Below are 16,052 nucleotides of genomic sequence, written 5' to 3' on the forward strand. Positions count from 1 at the left end.
CGACACGGCAGCGATAGTTGTAGTTCCGCACGCGAAAGCACCCCTGATTTTTCTATGATAATAAGAAGCATTCACGATATTGAGGGGGTATGGACCGTGGTTAAGGCGACAACAAAAGCGGCATTTGTGAAAATCGATGTGACGAGTGCCTGTCTCGGGTTGTTGGTGGCGGGTGGCGTATTGATGCCAAGTCCCAGGGCGATGGCCGAGGAGGAGGCGGGATCGGAGGTGAGCAAGTCTTCGGAGGTCACCTCGGATCAAAGTCAGGTGGAGACTCTGCCGCCTCTTCTTGTCGAAGACACGAAAGTTTATGGAAGCCAATCCCTGAGGGGGGCGACCTTGTCCAAGATGCCCCTGGAAATGCGCGAAATCCCCCAATCGGTGAGCGTCATCGACCGTCAGCGGATGGAGCAACAAAACCTGACGGATCTGGACGACGTCATGGAGAAGGCCACGGGGGTTACCGTTCAGCCCTATCAACAGCTGACAACGCAATATTACGTTCGCGGGTTTCAGGCGGATTCCTTTGAAATCGACGGGTCGCCCGTGGGGATCGGCTATCAGGCGTCCTCGCCCCAGGATATGGCGGTCTATGACAGGGTTGAAATTCTGAGGGGGTCGAACGGGATGTTGCATGGCTCGGGGAATCCCGCGGCGACCATCAACCTTGTTCGCAAGAAACCGACCGACACCTTTCAGTCCAGTGTCGATTTGAGCGGCGGCAGTTGGGACACTTACCGTGGTGAGGCCGACCTCGGCGGACCGCTCATCGAAAACGGCGCGGTGCGCGGCCGGTTGGTCGGCGCCTACGAGAAAAAGGGCTATTTCTACGACGAGGCCGAGCAGAAAACCGGTCTGGCTTATGGCGTCATCGAGGCCGACCTCTCCGACACCACGCTGCTGACCCTCGGAGGGCAGTATCAAGCTATTGATGCGGTCCCCAATATCGCCGGCGTGCCGATGGCCGCGGATGGCTCGGATCTAGGTCTTTCACGGTCGCGCTATCTGAACACGGATTGGAGCGCCAACGACTGGCGGACTGTGCGCGCCTTCGGGGCCCTGGAGCATCAATGGGGAGGGGGATGGACCTCCAAGCTCAGTCTGGAATACGAGAAATCATCCTCTGATCTGAAATACGGCGCGCTCTACGGATCGAATATCGATGCCGAGACCGGGAATGGGGCGATCCTGATGCCGGGCGCCTACCGTTTCCACGACGAGAACCGCAGCGTCGATCTGCACGCCAATGGTCCGTTCAAGCTGCTTGGCAAGGACCACCACGCGCTGTTTGGTCTCAATTCCAACAGGCGTCAACACAAGGTCGACACCGGCACATTCGAGACAAATATCGCCCGGCCCGTGAATGTCTACACCTGGGATCCGTCCAGTGTCCCCGAGCCCGGAGTGTCCCGTTACGACACCACCAGCGACAGCGACACAAGGGAGGCGGGTTTTTATGCGATGGGGCGGTTTTCCATCGCCGATCCCTTGACCCTGGTGCTCGGGTCGCGCTTCAGCGGCTGGCAGCAGGACACCTTGACCTCCTCCTACAGCACGGGGCTTCAGTGGATTCCCTATAGCGGATTGATCTGGGATTTCGCGGACGATTGGTCGGCTTATGCGGGCTACACCAGCGTGTTTCAGCCGCAGACCTCGCTGACCTACGATGGGGGTATTTTGGATCCAATCGAAGGCCGGAGCTATGAAGTCGGTATCAAGGGGGCCCTTTACGAGGATCGGCTCAATGTTTCGGCCGCCCTTTTCCGAATCGAGCAAAGTAACCGGGCCGTGGAAGATCCCGATCACCCCAGTGTTGGGCGGACCACCTATTACATCAATGGCGGCAAAGTGCGCAGCCAAGGCGTTGAATTGGAGGTGAACGGCAAGGTGATGCCAGATTGGGACGTTTCCGCCGGATATACCTATACGGACACCAAGTATCTGGAAGATCCAAACAATCAAGGGGACGAATTTTCGACAACGACACCCCACCATATGTTTAAGCTTTGGACAAATTACACCCTTCCTTGGGAGGAAAAGCGTTGGAGTGTCGGGGCCGGTCTTAACGCGCAAAGTGAGATCACCAAGACATCGAATTCAATCACGATGAAGCAAAGCCCCTATGTCACGATGGATTTGCGGCTCGCCTATCGCATCATGCCGACCGTGACGGCGTCTTTGAATGTCAAAAACATCTCCAACGAAAAGTACTATCAGGAACTGTTCAGCCCGAATTGGAGCAATCGTTACGGAGAGCCGCGCAGCGTCACGTTTGGCGTGCGGGCAACCTTCTGATGGTCGAACGGATCGCCCGGCGCTGGGGGTGGCGACTGCCCCTGGCGCTGACGGGCAGCATCATCGCGGCCGTCCAGGTCGCGTGGCTGCTGGCCGGGCAGGCTTGGCTCGCCGCTCCGCTGGAGCGGCTGTACGCGGGGGTGTTCGTCGGTCTGGTGGTCGGCCTGATACTCCTGCTGGTCTCCTTGCTGGCGCCCGATCTCCGGCATGTGCTGGGGCGGCTCGCCGTCTGCCTGGTTCCCTTGACATCGCTTCTGGCGTTGTCGCTGGGTCGGGGAAGCTGAATGAAACCGGCCTTTCGGCGCCTGTTGGCGGAGGTGCACGGTGGGGCGGGCGCCGTGTTGGGCGTTCTGCTGTTCGTGGTGTTGTTCAGCGGATGCTGGAGCCTGGGGGCCGAGGCCCTGCAAACCTGGGCGCGGCCGCCGCTTGCCGACGGAGGGGGGGCGGGCCTGTCCATCGGCGAGCTTCTGGACCGGGCCCGGGAGCGGGGGATGGCCGTCGACGACGTCAGTCTGACCCTGCCGGTGTCCGAAGGGGAGGGGATCGGGTTTTGTCAGGGGCGGGGACCCTGCTCCCTGAGCTTGGATCCGCTCACCGGCCTGCCGCTGCCCGAGAGAGCGGCCCTGACTATTCTCAAGGATCTGCACAAGAGCGCCTTCCTCGGCTTTCCCGGGCGGATTCTGGTCAGCCTGTTCGGCATCGCGCTGTTCATCGTTTGCGTGAGCGGGCTTGTGCTCCTCGGTCGCCGCTGGCGCCTGCCCTGGAGCCCGCGACGGACCCACGGGGCGCGCGCGGGCGTCCTTGACTGGCATGGGGTGATCGGAAGCTGGATCTTTCCCTGGCTGATGCTGTTCGCGCTGACCGGCGCGCTCAGTGGTCTCGGCGCCCTGGGAACCGTGACGCTGTCGCGGGTGGCCTATCCCGGGCAACCAAGTCAGGTGTTCGCCGATCTGCTCGGTCCGCCGCCACCGGCCGCGTCCGGTCGTCCCCTGGTGGGGGGCCTTGATCTGGAGCGGATTCTGGAGCGGGACGCCCGAGATTTTCCGCAGTTCACGGCTCGACGGGTGAAGATCAGTCATGGGGAGGACGACGCGGCGACCATCGAGATCGGCGGCATCACCCGTGGGCTCCCCAGCACCGCGCTGTTTGAGAGCCATCTCTACCGGGTCGCCGATGGGACCTTGCTGGCGGCCAGAAGCGCCACCGATCATGGCCCCTGGACGCGGGCCTTCATCGCCGTTCAGCCGCTTCATTTCGCCGATTACGCCTGGGTGGGCGGCGGCTGGTCGTCCTGGCTGCGCGGCCTGCATCTGACGACGGGCGTGCTCGCCTGCCTGCTCTGCGCTGGCGGCCTGCACCTTTGGGGCCTGCGTCGCCAAGCGGTCGCCACATGGTCTTGCGTCGTTGTGCCGCGTCTGGTCGAAGGCGTCTGCGGCGGCCTCGTCGTCGCCTCTGGGGCGCTGCTGTGCTTCGTCCAGGCGATACCCCCGGCGTCGGCGGGGGAGGACGGGGCGGGGCGCCTGTTCTGGTGGGTTTGGGGCGGGGTCTTGCTGTTGTCGGTCCTGCCGCTCCGTCGCCGGTCTTTTCTGTCGCCGTATCTGGGCTTGGCCGGCGGCGCCTGTCTGCTCGCCGTCGGATTGCATGTGCGGGCTTGGCTTGGAGCCGGGTCTTGGTCATCGCTGGCGGTGGACCTGACGCTCTTGCTCTGCGGCGCGCTGTTTTGCCGCCTGTCCTGGGGTTTGGCCCGGTCCTCCGCCCCCCATCCTCCGCTTCCCGGTCGCATTGGAGACCAGAATGCTTGAACTGCTTCGCCATCGCCGCTTGGTCGTCACCCTGGCCTTGCTGTACGTGTCCCAGGGCCTTCCCATCGGGATCGCCATGGACGCCCTGCCGACCCTGTTGCGGCATGATGGCGCGTCCTTGCGGGCGCTGGCCTTCCTGCCTTTGGTGGGTCTGCCCTGGGTGGTCAAGTTCCTCTGGGCGTCCTGGGTGGATAACCATTGGACCGCGCGCCTGGGGCGACGGCGGAGCTGGATCCTGCCGATGCAGGGCGTGGTTCTGGCCTGCCTGCTTGGCCTCGCGCTGGTTGGCGTCGGCGTGGCCTCGGCCGGCTGGGTGGTCGGCCTGATGGCGGTAGCCTCCCTGGCCAGCGCCACCCAGGATATCGCCACCGACGGCATGGCCGCCGAGCATTTCGCGGGGGATCTGCTGACCAAGGTCAACGCGATTCAAGTCGCGGGGGTGATGATCGGCTTCTTCGCCGGCGGCGCCGGAAACCTGATCCTGGTGGGGCATTTCGGGCAGACCATCGCTTTTCTGACCCTGTTTTGCGTTCCTTTGGCGAGCTTGGTGTTCGTCGGTCTCCTGCCCCCGGACGCCCCGAGGGGGCGCGCGGACGCGGCGCCCGCGGGAGCCAGCTTGTGGGGATTCATTCGCCGGCCGATGGCCCCCTCGCTTCTGCTGTTGGCCTTGCTGTCGGCGATGACCGCGGTGTCGGGCTTCGGTTTGTCCAAGCTGTTTCTCACCGACGCCGGCTGGGCGCTTGAGGACATCGGCCGGCTCGGCATGAGCGGAGGGATGATCACCATCCTCCTCGGCTGTGGAGGTGGCGTCTGGCTGGTGAAACGGATCGGGTTGTGGCGGGGATTCGGTGTCGGCGTCTTCTTCGCCGGGGTGTCGGGATGTCTCTGGTCTCTTCAGGCGGTCCAATGGCTGAGCGTGACCGAGGGCGTGGTTTGGGTGTGTATCGTGCTCGGCTCCCTGTCCACCGGCATCACTTCGGTGGCGATCCTGACGGAGGCGATGCGCCTCGCCGGTCAGGGCGACCAGGCGGGGACCGACATCACCGCCGTTCAGAGCACCCGCGATCTGGGGGAACTGCTGGCCTCCTCCTCCCTGGTCGCCGTGACCGCGCGGCTCGGCTACGGCGGCGCTTTTCTTGGGGGCTGCCTGCTGGCGATTCTGGCCTTGACCGTCGCCCTGCGTCTGAGGCGACGGGAACGGCGGGCCACCATGGCGACCGCCGAGGAGTTCTAGCAGGCTGCCGGCTGAGTGGTTCTGCGGCTCGTCGCCCCCTTTACGCGGGCGACATGCTAGAAAGCCGGGGTGTCGGCTTGGGGACGTGCGTTGGCTCGATCGCGGGGACACTCATCGCCCGGACCGGTCGCGATGGGCGATAACGGTGAACATCGGAAACAGGCTGTCTCCGGGGCCGCCTTCAAGGAGTATCTGCATCGCTCGATGGTCGCCATGCCCGATATGGCCGGCAAACTCGCCCAAGAGGAGCAGTGGATCATCGCGCGTGACCAAGCCTGCGACGTCGCCATCGGCGACTATGTGCTCGACGTCGTCCGCCGCCGTCATTTTTTTGGACGAGCGGCCATATCACTCCCGACGGCCTGGGCGTTCTCGCCTCCCGCCTTTATCGGGCGGCCCAGGCTTTCCTGGGTGGCGAGCCGCGGCGGGGGCAAGGGCGGCGGATTTGCCGCCGATGGGACCGCTGCAGGTCCCCATCCACCCCTATGTCGCCGAAGCCGCCGGGCTGGCCTTCTGGCATCCCGAGATGCGCTATCGTTGGTACGACAACCTCTGGACCTTCGAGGAGTATATCACCCGCTATCTCGCCTATGACCGGTCCTGGTGAGGACCCGGCCGCGTCGCTCCGCTCATCGGCGTCGCGTCGTGCCGTGGCCGACGTTATGCCAAGAGGCTCCACCTCTCGCCCCTCTCCGCGAAGGGCCCCCGGCCCTTCGAACCCGTAGAAAATGTGGCCAAAGAAAAGGGGTCGCGATGTCGTCGCAGGGGGCGGGCGATCGATGGCGGCGGGGCGGCTGGGGCCTCTGATCGCCAGCGATGAGGACCGTCTGATCACGCAAAAAAGGCAAAAAAGGGGTCAGACCCCAGATGGCCTCGAGCGGACGACCTCTGCCGCCTTCCGAGGTCCCGTCGCCGGGACGCGGAGTCCGTTGAAGCCGCAAAGGGAGTTGTGCCCTGGAGCACGCGGGTCAGATCGGCTCACGGATTCCCTCTGATAGCATGGTGTGGCGGCCACGTGCCGACCACGGACGGAAGCGTGAGACGGCGACGAGACAACTCTCGGGGGGTGACACCAGAAGGCCCATTACGGAGGCCCCTTTTCCAACATCGTGCGCAGTGCCATCATCTCGTCGGTCATCGTGGTCCCCCTTGGTTGGGGAAGTGGTGAGGTGGCCAAACTTTACCGAAGATCCACGATGATCGCCCCTGCCAGGACAGCCCTTCCGGTCGGCTACGCCGCCCTACGGGGCCATCCTGGCAGCGCTCCTACACCACATCCGGGGACACGATCGCATGGGCACATTTTCATTGGACAAAACGCGCGAAAACGTCTTTCGGGCAATCACACCTTTAAAGAAGCCCCAGCCCGACGACCAAGGATCAGGAAGTAGGGCTGTATTTAAAGGAATACCTCATCACGAATATTATCTCATCTTTTTACTGCTCGTGGATCTTCTCGACTTCAAGTATTGGGGGCCGGGTGAGAAGGTCGCCTACATCATCCCGGTTGGGTTTGAGGGGTTTCGCTACTCTATTGTCTATGCAAAATTTGGAATGAAAATCGAATATTCCGAGGGCGGAAATGCAGCGGAGGTCTATGCTGCGATAAAGAGAGGAATCAAGGCTGCGAAGCCGTACTACCTCTGGAGAGCAGAAACAGCCTCCTGCTCCTCTGATTTGAATCTAATATCGAAATGCCCTCAGCTTTGGGATAAGTACATCTTTTTGAAAGAACAAAGTGAAGCATTGATGGGGAGGTTTGTAGCTGAAAAAGACAACGTCGTAGTTGAGAAGGGAGAAAGCAGTTTTGGCAATTGGACCTCAGTATCTTATCCGGCCTATAAGTTTAAAAACCAATCAATTTGGCTACATGAAGCGGCCGTGGACGCTTTCTTTGGATGGTGCGAGCAAGCCCTCGTACACATAGCTGTCCTCATGGGTAAGCTAAGCACCGGAAAAGAAATCGCAGAGCTTCTGAGGCAGGAGTTTGGAGAGAAGTGCAAGTTGATTTTAGATCTCTCAGATATCAAAGATAAGTCATCATTTGATGACATTTTGGACTTGAGAGTTCAGCTACGGAATTATGTCGCCCACGGCTCCTTTGGGAAAGACGGTTCAACATTTCAATTTCATTCGCGTGTAGGTGCGGTGCCGTTGAAGATATTGGATCAGCACGCTCGCTCGGAGTTTTCATTTGGAACGTATCGTCCCAGGGATTGGGAACGTGACTATGCCCGAATTGATAGCTTTCTGGGTCGGCTTTGGTCCGGAAGCAGAGAACCGGCGAAGCTGTACCTAGAAACGGGATTCCCTTGTGTTCTCACTTACGTCATGGACGGTACTTATCACAGAGCGATGCTGAACCGCGACGAAATGAGAGGGTTTATCGAGCATTTATCGAGACAAATTGATGACGCAGCCAATATGGATTTCTGAGCATCGTTGTAAGGCTGCTTGCTGGCCGTCCTCATAGGGTGGATGAACGGGGCGATCGCCGATGTGCCGGGGTTCGCCTATGCCCAGCAGATACGCCAGGATGACGTCGTCCATCTTATCCACCACCCGCCGCGCGGCCTGCGCCGGGTTTAGGTCGGTATCGCCGACACCCCCCGACCAGACCCGATGGGTGCGCTTGGTGGTAAACGGATCGTCCGCGCGATAGCGCCGCCCCCGGTCGATGACGCTGACCTCTGTCACATCCATGAAGAGAGAAAAAGGGAAGGAAAAGCGGTCTGCCCCCATTTAAGGGCGCGCTGGTCTATTCGGCGGGTGTCCGCGTCTGGAGGGGGGCGGCCCTTGATCGGCTGTTTAGCACATCGGCGGTGGCGGCCAGGGTGTCCAGGGTTTCGCCCGGGGTCAGCAGCCAGCAGGGCGTTAAGGACGCCAGTCCGGCCAGATCCGCCATCAGCGCCGCCGCTCCCGCCCGATCGCCGTCATAGGCCGGGCGGCTCCATAGCGCCCGGGCCAAGCAGGCCGCCGCCCGTCCCGGTGACAGCGCTTCGCACCGCGGCGAGGGCGCGCGATTGAGCACGATGGCCAGCCCCTTGATCGGCCAGGGGCCGGGCGCGCCGCCGCTCCAGGCCGTGTCGAAGCGGTCCACGCCCGGTCGCGGCTGCGGGCATCGCGCCAGATCAAGGCCGAGCGCCCGGGCCGAGCGTTTCCACAGGCGCAGGCGCGGCGCCCCGCGCAGCAACCGGGCCTGGGGGGCCGTCGGCGCCACCGCCAGCACGCCATCGGCGAGGACTGGCCATCCCCGGAGGGCGAGGGTGGCGGCGAGCGAGGATTTGCCCAAGCCGGAGGCGCCGACGATCAGCAGGGCGCCGCCCTCCACCCCCAGCGCCGCCCCATCCAGGGGGAGCAGGCCCCGCTGACGCAGCAGCGCCGCCAATACCGGCCCGCCCAGCAGCAAGCCCAGGGTGACGGGGTCGGCACCCTCGGCGGCCTCGATCCCGACCCGGTCGCCCCCCTCGATATGGAAGCGCCCGATCCCGGGCAGAGACAACAGCGTCCGCCCATCCTCCGCCCGCCGCCAAACCGGATGGCCGGGCCCGGTCTCTGGGGGGGCGGCGGCCGGCGGTCCCAGGGTCACCGTGATATCGGCGTCGTCGGCGCCATCGACCGCCACCGCGCCCGGGGGAACCAGGGCGCCGCGATAGCGCCAGCCCGACACATCGCCAAACACCGTCGCGCCGGTCATCTCCTTAGCCTTCGCCAAGGCCGCCGCTGAAGGCGGCAAGCGGAACGAAGACCTGGGCATTGGCCGCGCCAAGCACCGGCGCCCCGGCGCTGAGCAACCACGCATGGGCCTTCAGCAGCCCGTCCTTTGAGCGGACGCCGAGAACCACCGTTGCTTGCAGGCGGCGGCGGCGCAGCATCAGCGCCCCCGCCAGGGCCCGAGGAAGACACCGGGTCTCGCCGGGCAAGCGGCGAGCCGCCCGGTCGATGGCCAATCCGATAGGGCGGGCGGCCGGCGGAGCCCGGTCGTCGAAGGCGCCCGCCGGCGCCATCGTCAGGCGTAGGGAGCGGAAGATCAGCCCAACGGGCAAGACCGACAGCGCCAGCCGCGCCGCGATCAGCAGGGCCAGGGCCTCGAGGGCGCGCAGCCAATCCGCCGGGCGTTTGGCGGGCGGGCTCACGGCTGGCGCAGGTCGATCAGTTCGGCGGCGATCATCTCGGCGAACAGGGCGCGCACATCGCGCTCGATGGTCGCGCGGTCGGCCGCATAGTCGGTCGCCAAAGCGTCACACAACGCCGAAACCGTCACCGGCGCCTCGATGCGCCGCCAGATATCGGCGCCGATCTCGTCTAGTGAAAAATAAGAGCCCTGCTTGATCTGAAAAATGACCAACTCGCGATTCACCGCCGAGAACAGCAGATCCGGATCGCGTGACACGGTCGTGGTGGAGGAAATCTCGGTCATGCCCCGTTTCGTCCCGTATAAAAGGCCCGCACTTTGCAAATTTCTAGCATTCGCAAGGGTGGGTGTCTATGATCGCCGCCGTTTTCACCCTCGGTCCTCTATGGCCTACCCGGATAGAATGCCCCTGCTCACCGATCAAGGCCAGACCCAAGGAAACCGTCTCCATCCCTATCTGGTGTCGGGCGTCCGCTTCGCCCTAGGCCACCCTTTGCCGCTGGTTGCCGCCGATCCGGGAGGGCCGGCCCTGGCGCAGGTCGCCGTGACCGTGGCCCCGCTTGCCCCGCCCCCGGTCGCCGAGGCGGCGGTGTCCATCGGCATGGGCATGTGGGTCGGTCCGAACCGGGTTTTGTTCTCGTTCGGAGCGCACGGCCGCGCCCTGGTCGACCGGGTATCGGGGGTGACGTTGGATTTCGATCCCGCTCTCGACCCGCATCTGTTGGCCCAATACTTTTGCGGCACTCTTATCAGCGCCGTTCTCCACCTTTGCCGACTGCCGCCCCTCCACGCCAGTTGTCTCGTCCATCCGGCGACGGGGGGCGCCATCGCCCTGGTCGCCCGCCGTGGGGACGGGAAATCGACCCTGGCGGCCATGCTGCGGGAACGCGGGTGGCGGCCTTTGGCCGATGACGTGACCGCCGTCGCTCCGGCCGCCAACGGCGTTCCCCAGGCCTGGCCCGGCCCCCCGCGCTTCCGCCTGTCGCCCGACTCGATGGCCGCCGTCGGGCTAACCGACGGAACGGCGGTGGGGTTTCCCGGAGCGGCGAAGAATCTGGTCGAAAAGGGCGGGGCGCCGTGGCAGGTCGGCCCCGCGCCTTTGGTCGCGGTGATCGAATTGGCCGACGGTACCGAAGAGCGCCCGCTGGTGCGCCCTTGCGCCCCCCATGTCGCGGCCACGGTGCTCGGCGCCCATACCTTCCGGCGGCGCCTGATCGCCCCCCTTGGCTTGGTGGCCGACCATGCCGCCCGCTGCCTGGGGCTGCTGAGCCATGTCTCCGTATTCAGGCTTGTCCGGCGGCGGGACCTCGGCCAATTGGGTGGTCTCGCCGACGCGGTCGAGGAGCTTGCCGACCGGCTTGGGCGGTGATCGCGGCGCGGGTCAGGCCTTTGGCCTCCGCAGGGCGATGCGGCCGCTGTCCCAATCATCGCCCTCGACGCAGAAGCCATAAAGCCAGAGGATGCGGGGGTGGGCGCCGCGTTATCCGGCGTTCAACCTGTTGGCGGGCCGACCATGTCCGATATGCGAAACCTGATCTGGATTGCCGCCTATCCCAAGTCGGGCAGCACCTGGATGCGCTTGTTCGTGGCCCATCTGCTGGCCGAGAAGGCCGACGCGGCAAGCATAAGGGACCAGATCTTGCGCGTTCCGGTCGATTTCGGCCTGATGGGGTTCGATACCGCGCTGGGGATCAAGCTTGCCGATTTCACGCCCGAGGAGGCGGTTGTCTTGAAGCCGCGCCGCCTGGAGGCCGAAGCCCGCCTGCTTTCCAGGCCAAGCCTGTTCCGCACCCATGACGCCTGGGTGCGAACCTCGGCGGGCGAGCCCCTGCTTTCGGCGGCGGCGACGGCGCGCGCCATCCATCTGGTCCGCGATCCGCGCGACATCGCCGTCTCCTTCGCCGAATTCTTCGATTGCGACCAGGATCAGGCGATCTCGCGGATGGCCGATCCCGAGTACCGGTTGGTCTTCGATCCCGATGGGCCGGCCGGACCGCAGGTGCCGATCACGCTGCTCGATTGGAGCGGCCATTGCCGGAGCTGGCTGGCGGCCGAGGAGGTTCCCCGCCTGCTGGTTCGATACGAGGATCTTTTGGCCGATCCGCTGGGGGAATTCACCCGCATGGCGGTCTTCGCCGGCCTTCCCGCCAGCGCCGAGCGGATCGGCAGGGCGGTCGAGGAGACGCGCTTTGACCGCCTGAAGGCGCGGGATCAAAACGAGGGCTTCGCCTTTCGCGGCGATGGTCGCAGCCACTTCCGCGTCGGGCGTGCCGGGGGCTGGCGGGACGGTCTGACGGCCGAACAGGCGCGCCGCATCGAGCGCGACCATGGCGAGGTGATGACGCGTTTGGGATACGCCCTCGGCTGATCACGGCAGACCGGCCACCGGCCTAGTCATTGCCCCCTTCATTCCACCGGACGAAACGGGCGACATGCAGGCCGCGAACCAGGGCGAGGGCATGGTCATGGTGCCGTGGCGCAGCGTCCCGGGCGATGTCTGGCCAAGAGTCCAATAGATGTCCGGCCCGTTCCAGATCCAGCAAAGTCGCGACCAAAGGGGATTTGGCAAGGCGCGGCAGGTCGGCCTGATAGCTTTCGCGCAGGCTCGACAGCGTATCAAACCATTCGGGATGTTGCGCGCCGAGCCTGTCTTCCATAAGGATTTCTGGCGGCAGGCGGTCGGCCAGGGTTCGGCGGGCCAGCCAGCGCAACCGACCGTCGCGGCAGAACTGGGGGGAGGGCACCCGCAGCGTGAATTCGACCAAGGGCAGATAGGCGAGGGGGGAGCGTAGCTCGAAGCCGTCCACGGCCGTGGTTTGCGCCGCGAGATCGCCGCGCAGCCGCCCGTAGCGCTCCAAAATCAAGGCCCGTGAGGCGGCTGGGGTGGTGGTCGGCATGGGGAAGCCGGGCGCGCCGGCCGCCCTTGCCCGCGCTTCAAGGCCAAGAGCGCGCACGGCCTCGGGGCGGGTAAGGGTCCAGCTGCGCCAACTTCCCGGGTTTCTCCCCAAGGATCGCAGGGGGCTCAACCCGGGTATGCGGTAGAGCAGCGTTTCGCGCGCCACCTTGGGCCACGACCAGCCGCGCTGCCGGCGCCAGCCGGCGAGTTCCCGCGCCAGCGCCATCAGCCGGCCCTGACGCAACAGGGCCATCGGCGCCCCGCGCCCCGGGGCGCTCAAGGTGGTGTTGCCGTAGTCGCCGGTCAGCAAGACCCGATGCCCGGCGGCGCGGGCCTGATCGACGGCGCCAAGCAGCCAGCCGATGTTATCGGCGGCGCGGGCGGCCAGACCATAGCGCTGAAACAGGCAGGTCTGGTCTTCATCAAAGCGATGGGGGCCGGCCTGTTCGACGCTCATCACCCGCAGATTGGGGTGGAGGGCGGCGAGGGCGGCGAGCTTGGGCCGCTCGTCCGGGTAGCTGGTGGACAGCTCCGGTCCGCTCCAGTCCGTCGGCGGCACCCGGCAATACAGCGGCAAGGGCCTGGGCGCCAGCAGCCGCGCCGCGGTGGCGGCGACGCCCGCCGAATCAAGGCCGCCGCTTCCGAGCACGGCGACCGGGCGCAGGCTGCGCAGATTGGCGCGCACCGCCCGCTCCAGCAATTCGCGCGCCGCCTCCACGTAATCCTCGTCGCGCGGCAAGCGCAGTTCGCCGCCGACGGGGGGGTGCCAGAACGGGTCGATCACCGTCCCCTCCGGCGTGCAGACCACCAGATGGGCGCTGGGGACCCGGCTGATGTCGCGATAAAAGGTGCGGTCGCGTTCCCCCATGGTCAGCATCAGCAAGTCGCCGAGCACGGTCTCGTCCAAGACCCGCTCGACGCGCGGCAGGCGCAGCAGCGCCAGGGTGCTGGCGGCGAATGTGATGACCGGCCCTTGCCTGTGATAAAACAGCGACCGCCCGCCCATCGGATCGCGGGCCAGCACCAGCCGTCGGGCCGCCGCGTCCCAGACGGCCAGAACCCAAAAGCCGGCGAGGCCGGCCAGGATCGCCGTGCCCCACCGCTCATAGGCTGCCGCCACCAGCGCTCCGTCGGCCATGCCCTCGGCGCGTTTGCCGTCGAGCCCCAGGCGGTCGATCAAGCCGGCGCGGTCATCAAGCCGTCCGTCGAAAAGAAGGGTGATCCGCCCGTCGCGGCCCGTCCACGGCTGGCGATCGAAGCGGTCTTCCGGGGTCAGCGGCAGCGAGACGGCGGCGAAGGCTCCGGCCCGATCCCGGCGCAGGGTCGGCCGGCCGCCGGGCGCGGCGGCGAAAGCCCCGGCCATGGAGGCGGCCTCATCGGCGTCGGCCGGTTCGTCGTCCATGCGGACGACCCCGCAAAAAGCAGCCATGCCACCCTTTCCTCTCAAGGCAGCCCGGGCTTCACCGCCATCTATGTCTTTCGCTGTGCCGGCCCGGGGATAAGAATGCTAAAAAAACGGCGTCCGGCCCTTCTCCGGCAAGGGAGAGACCACGCCCGGCTGATAGAGTGGCCAGTCTATGCATTTTTCATACCATACACTCGGCCTGGATATCGAGGCGCGTTTTCCCTGTCCGGGATTGGCACCGGCCAGCGGCCCGGCCTTCGGTCGTCCGGTTGTCGTGGAAACCGGGGCGGTCCCCGAGGTCATGGCCGATCCGGTCTGTCGGCGTCCGCTCACCTGGATTGATCGCTCGGGGGCGGTGCTGCACCGGATTCCCGGTCTCGCCCGCTTCCTGATGGTGCGCGGGCGGATTGTCGCGGCCGTCGAGGGGGACACGGACCCGGCCCGACTGCCGGGGTTTCTCTGCGACCTGCCCCTGCCGCTTCAGGCCTGTCAATGGGGCTTGGTGCCGCTGGACGCCGGCTGCGTTGCCATGGCCGAGGGGGCCGTGCTGCTGGCCGGCCCTCCCGCCGTCGGCCGCACGACCCTGGCCCTGGCTTTGGTGGCTTTGGGCGCGCGGCTGATGGCCGATCGCTGCTGCGTCGTGGATGGGACGGATCGGGTCCATCCGCTGGTCCTGCCCGCCGCCCCGACCCTGTCGGTTTGGCCGGAGGCCGCGCCCTCGCCGGGCCTGGGCCGGCCAAGCGCCCTGGGGCCGGGGGGGCGGGCGGCGCTTGGCTGCGCCGGGGTGTACGAGCCGCGCCCTTTGCCGGTGCGCGCCGTGGTCTCGCTGCGGCCGGCCGTCCGTCCGATGGATCCCCAAAGGCGCCAGGGAGCGCGGGCTTTTGAGACGGTGATGAGCCTCGCCCGCGCGGCCGAGCTGACCCGGACGCTGCTTGGCGAACCCTCGCGGTTGGCCGCCATGACCGCCCTGGCGGCGGCGGCCCGCGTGCTGGTGGTGCCCTATGGCCCGTCCTTGGGAACACCGGAAGCCCAGGCGGGGGCCCTGATCACCCTTCTGCGCGGGGAGGGTGTTTTTTAGCGCCGATCCAAAGCGGTTCGGGGCGGAGTGCGACGATGAGCCGCTTCACGATCGCGATCCTAGAACTCGATCGGATAACCAAGGTCCGCCATGACGGCGCCGTGATCGCGCTCGATCCGCGCCACCTGGGCCGCTGACAGCGCCTCGCGCCACTGGCCGGCGCGGCCGATGCGGAAAAAACGCGACAGGGTGGCGGGCCGCTCCACAAAGCCGCCTGTCGTCTCCTGGGCCACCAAGTGATCAAAGCGGGTGCGGCGCAGCGCTTCGGCCACCGTTTCGGCCGGCGCGTCAAGGCCACAGAAGCGGGCCGCCGCGGTGAAGGTGGCGGCGGGGGCTGCGAGCAAATCCTCATAGCGCACCGTCAATCGGGGTATCTTGGCGGCGAGCCACCCCCGCGCGTGGTCCGACCATGAGCCCCAGGTTTCGGCGACCCCCTTTGTGTCGGCGGCGGGGGCGTAATCGGCATCGGCCATGATCGCGATGGCCCGGTCGATCGTCACCGTCCCATGCGCCGCCAGGGATAGACAAAGGTCGCGAGGGTCACGGACCAGATGGAGGCAGCCCGCCGTCGCCTCGGGCGGGAACAAGGGGGCGCCGGCGGGCGTATCGCGGTATTGGTCATGGACTTTCAGCACCCGCGGCGCGCCGGTGGTGCGGGCGGCGAGGTGGCGGTAGGCCAGGGGCCGTAACGACTCCACTTCCGCCGGGGAGAGGCCATCGAAGGAGATATCGAGGGCCCGTTGCAGGACCGACCGCGCGGTAGCGCCCCCGGGCGTTCCCGCCATCGTCGCCAGATCGGGTACGCGCGTCAGAGCGGCGAGGAACAGCCGCATCCAGGTGTTGCCCGATTTGGGGTAAGAGGCCAGCCAGACGATGCCGGTTCGGCGCGCTGCTTGGCATGGGGTCCTCGACCACAGCTCTCTAGGCAATGCCGTCCTTGGCGTCAGGGCGTCGACGTCCAGTCGCCGCGCTTTTGAAACGCGGCCCCTTCCTCCCCTTCGTGACCACCGTCCCGGCCGGGCGATGCGTCAGGGTCAGGGGCTCTGGTCCCCTCAGGAGAACATGTCATGGGTTCCCGAGCCATCGCTGGGCGAGAGCGTTTTCTTGTTGGTTCGTTCCGCGACGTCAACGGACTCGAGTTTGGGCGCCGTCCAGGGTTTGCGGGGAGAGGACGAAGAGGGGGGGGAGGCGGGGTCTTGGGGGACGG

16 protein-coding genes are annotated in these 16,052 nt (G+C 65.8%); 9 read left to right on the top strand and 7 right to left on the bottom strand.

Features of this window, described 5'->3' with window-relative positions:
• The first annotated feature begins 96 nt into the window (after window positions 1-96).
• The 4 genes from RRU_RS04425 to RRU_RS04440 are packed head-to-tail and all read left to right on the top strand — an operon-like array spanning window position 97 to window position 5,331.
• A complete protein-coding gene (locus tag RRU_RS04425; RefSeq protein WP_042440066.1) occupies window positions 97-2,295 on the top strand; it encodes a TonB-dependent siderophore receptor in 2,199 nt (732 codons plus the stop codon).
• Window positions 2,295-2,579: a hypothetical protein gene (locus tag RRU_RS04430; protein WP_011388601.1), complete on the top strand. Its 285-nt coding sequence runs from the start codon at window positions 2,295-2,297 to the stop codon at window positions 2,577-2,579. The genes RRU_RS04425 and RRU_RS04430 overlap by 1 nt, the downstream gene beginning before the upstream one ends.
• Window positions 2,580-4,097, top strand: coding sequence for a PepSY-associated TM helix domain-containing protein (locus RRU_RS04435; protein WP_011388602.1), 1,518 nt, complete (start codon window positions 2,580-2,582; stop codon window positions 4,095-4,097).
• Window positions 4,090-5,331: a RhtX/FptX family siderophore transporter gene (locus RRU_RS04440; protein ID WP_011388603.1), complete on the top strand. Its 1,242-nt coding sequence runs from the start codon at window positions 4,090-4,092 to the stop codon at window positions 5,329-5,331. The genes RRU_RS04435 and RRU_RS04440 overlap by 8 nt, the downstream gene beginning before the upstream one ends.
• 111 nt (window positions 5,332-5,442) lie before the next feature.
• Here RRU_RS04440 and RRU_RS19975 read toward each other — a convergent pair whose 3' ends face one another.
• Entirely contained in the window at window positions 5,443-5,658 is a 216-nt protein-coding gene (locus tag RRU_RS19975) for a hypothetical protein (RefSeq protein ID WP_014626045.1), read from the bottom strand.
• A 127-nt stretch (window positions 5,659-5,785) separates the two neighbouring features.
• Here RRU_RS19975 and RRU_RS19980 point away from each other — a divergent pair, with 127 nt between their 5' ends.
• Together RRU_RS19980 and RRU_RS04450 are read left to right on the top strand one after the other, a co-directional pair.
• Window positions 5,786-5,938, top strand: coding sequence for a hypothetical protein (locus tag RRU_RS19980; RefSeq protein ID WP_014626046.1), 153 nt, complete (start codon window positions 5,786-5,788; stop codon window positions 5,936-5,938).
• Between the two features lie 686 nt (window positions 5,939-6,624).
• The gene (locus RRU_RS04450) at window positions 6,625-7,767 is read left to right on the top strand and encodes a hypothetical protein (RefSeq protein ID WP_014626047.1); all 1,143 of its coding nucleotides are present in this window, start codon (window positions 6,625-6,627) and stop codon (window positions 7,765-7,767) included.
• Here the strand turns inward: RRU_RS04450 and RRU_RS04455 are convergent.
• The 4 genes from RRU_RS04455 to RRU_RS04470 are packed head-to-tail and all read right to left on the bottom strand — an operon-like array spanning window position 7,726 to window position 9,751.
• Complete coding sequence (locus RRU_RS04455) at window positions 7,726-8,073, bottom strand: hypothetical protein (RefSeq protein ID WP_011388605.1); 348 nt, start codon at window positions 8,071-8,073, stop codon at window positions 7,726-7,728. The two genes, RRU_RS04450 and RRU_RS04455, sit on opposite strands and share 42 nt — an antisense overlap.
• A gap of 16 nt (window positions 8,074-8,089) precedes the next feature.
• A complete protein-coding gene (locus RRU_RS04460; RefSeq protein ID WP_014626049.1) occupies window positions 8,090-9,028 on the bottom strand; it encodes an HPr kinase in 939 nt (312 codons plus the stop codon).
• Between the two features lie 4 nt (window positions 9,029-9,032).
• Complete coding sequence (locus RRU_RS04465) at window positions 9,033-9,467, bottom strand: lasso peptide biosynthesis B2 protein (protein ID WP_014626050.1); 435 nt, start codon at window positions 9,465-9,467, stop codon at window positions 9,033-9,035.
• On the bottom strand, window positions 9,464-9,751 hold the full coding sequence (locus RRU_RS04470) for a PqqD family protein (RefSeq protein WP_011388607.1): 288 nt from the start codon (window positions 9,749-9,751) through the stop codon (window positions 9,464-9,466). Before RRU_RS04470 ends, RRU_RS04465 begins: the two co-directional genes overlap by 4 nt.
• A 118-nt stretch (window positions 9,752-9,869) precedes the next feature.
• Between RRU_RS04470 and RRU_RS04475 the strand changes: the two genes are divergently transcribed.
• Together RRU_RS04475 and RRU_RS04480 are read left to right on the top strand one after the other, a co-directional pair.
• Window positions 9,870-10,835 carry a hypothetical protein gene (locus tag RRU_RS04475; protein WP_014626051.1) on the top strand — a complete coding sequence of 322 codons (966 nt, stop codon included), beginning with the start codon at window positions 9,870-9,872 and terminating at the stop codon, window positions 10,833-10,835.
• Window positions 10,836-10,979: 144 nt separating this feature from the next.
• Entirely contained in the window at window positions 10,980-11,834 is an 855-nt protein-coding gene (locus tag RRU_RS04480) for a sulfotransferase domain-containing protein (protein ID WP_207187398.1), read from the top strand.
• Window positions 11,835-11,856: 22 nt separating this feature from the next.
• Here the strand turns inward: RRU_RS04480 and RRU_RS04485 are convergent, their stop codons facing one another.
• Window positions 11,857-13,791 carry an asparagine synthetase B family protein gene (locus tag RRU_RS04485; RefSeq protein ID WP_011388610.1) on the bottom strand — a complete coding sequence of 645 codons (1,935 nt, stop codon included), beginning with the start codon at window positions 13,789-13,791 and terminating at the stop codon, window positions 11,857-11,859.
• Window positions 13,792-13,939: 148 nt separating this feature from the next.
• Here RRU_RS04485 and RRU_RS04490 point away from each other — a divergent pair, with 148 nt between their 5' ends.
• Window positions 13,940-14,845 carry a hypothetical protein gene (locus tag RRU_RS04490; protein ID WP_011388611.1) on the top strand — a complete coding sequence of 302 codons (906 nt, stop codon included), beginning with the start codon at window positions 13,940-13,942 and terminating at the stop codon, window positions 14,843-14,845.
• Window positions 14,846-14,904: 59 nt separating this feature from the next.
• Here RRU_RS04490 and RRU_RS04495 read toward each other — a convergent pair whose 3' ends face one another.
• Window positions 14,905-15,774 (bottom strand): sulfotransferase domain-containing protein, encoded by an 870-nt coding sequence (locus tag RRU_RS04495; protein WP_011388612.1) that lies wholly within the window; start codon window positions 15,772-15,774, stop codon window positions 14,905-14,907.
• Window positions 15,775-16,052 lie beyond the last annotated feature (278 nt).

It is taken from the genome of Rhodospirillum rubrum ATCC 11170 (assembly GCF_000013085.1).
Taxonomy (GTDB): Bacteria; Pseudomonadota; Alphaproteobacteria; order Rhodospirillales; family Rhodospirillaceae; genus Rhodospirillum; species Rhodospirillum rubrum.

Excerpts from the sequence above, each read along its gene's own strand:
- RRU_RS04485 (WP_011388610.1), bottom strand. The coding sequence starts at position 13,791 with ATGGCTGCTTTTTGCGGGGTCGTCCGCATGGACGACGAACCGGCCGAC.
- RRU_RS04460 (WP_014626049.1), bottom strand. The coding sequence starts at position 9,028 with ATGACCGGCGCGACGGTGTTTGGCGATGTGTCGGGCTGGCGCTATCGC.
- RRU_RS04435 (WP_011388602.1), top strand. The coding sequence starts at position 2,580 with ATGAAACCGGCCTTTCGGCGCCTGTTGGCGGAGGTGCACGGTGGGGCG.
- RRU_RS19980 (WP_014626046.1), top strand. The coding sequence starts at position 5,786 with ATGGGACCGCTGCAGGTCCCCATCCACCCCTATGTCGCCGAAGCCGCC.
- RRU_RS04455 (WP_011388605.1), bottom strand. The coding sequence starts at position 8,073 with ATGGGGGCAGACCGCTTTTCCTTCCCTTTTTCTCTCTTCATGGATGTG.
- RRU_RS04490 (WP_011388611.1), top strand. The coding sequence starts at position 13,940 with ATGCATTTTTCATACCATACACTCGGCCTGGATATCGAGGCGCGTTTT.
- RRU_RS04440 (WP_011388603.1), top strand. The coding sequence starts at position 4,090 with ATGCTTGAACTGCTTCGCCATCGCCGCTTGGTCGTCACCCTGGCCTTG.
- RRU_RS19975 (WP_014626045.1), bottom strand. The coding sequence starts at position 5,658 with ATGACGGCGGCGGACGACGTCGAGCACATAGTCGCCGATGGCGACGTC.
- RRU_RS04475 (WP_014626051.1), top strand. The coding sequence starts at position 9,870 with ATGCCCCTGCTCACCGATCAAGGCCAGACCCAAGGAAACCGTCTCCAT.
- RRU_RS04480 (WP_207187398.1), top strand. The coding sequence starts at position 10,980 with ATGTCCGATATGCGAAACCTGATCTGGATTGCCGCCTATCCCAAGTCG.
- RRU_RS04450 (WP_014626047.1), top strand. The coding sequence starts at position 6,625 with ATGGGCACATTTTCATTGGACAAAACGCGCGAAAACGTCTTTCGGGCA.
- RRU_RS04430 (WP_011388601.1), top strand. The coding sequence starts at position 2,295 with ATGGTCGAACGGATCGCCCGGCGCTGGGGGTGGCGACTGCCCCTGGCG.
- RRU_RS04470 (WP_011388607.1), bottom strand. The coding sequence starts at position 9,751 with ATGACCGAGATTTCCTCCACCACGACCGTGTCACGCGATCCGGATCTG.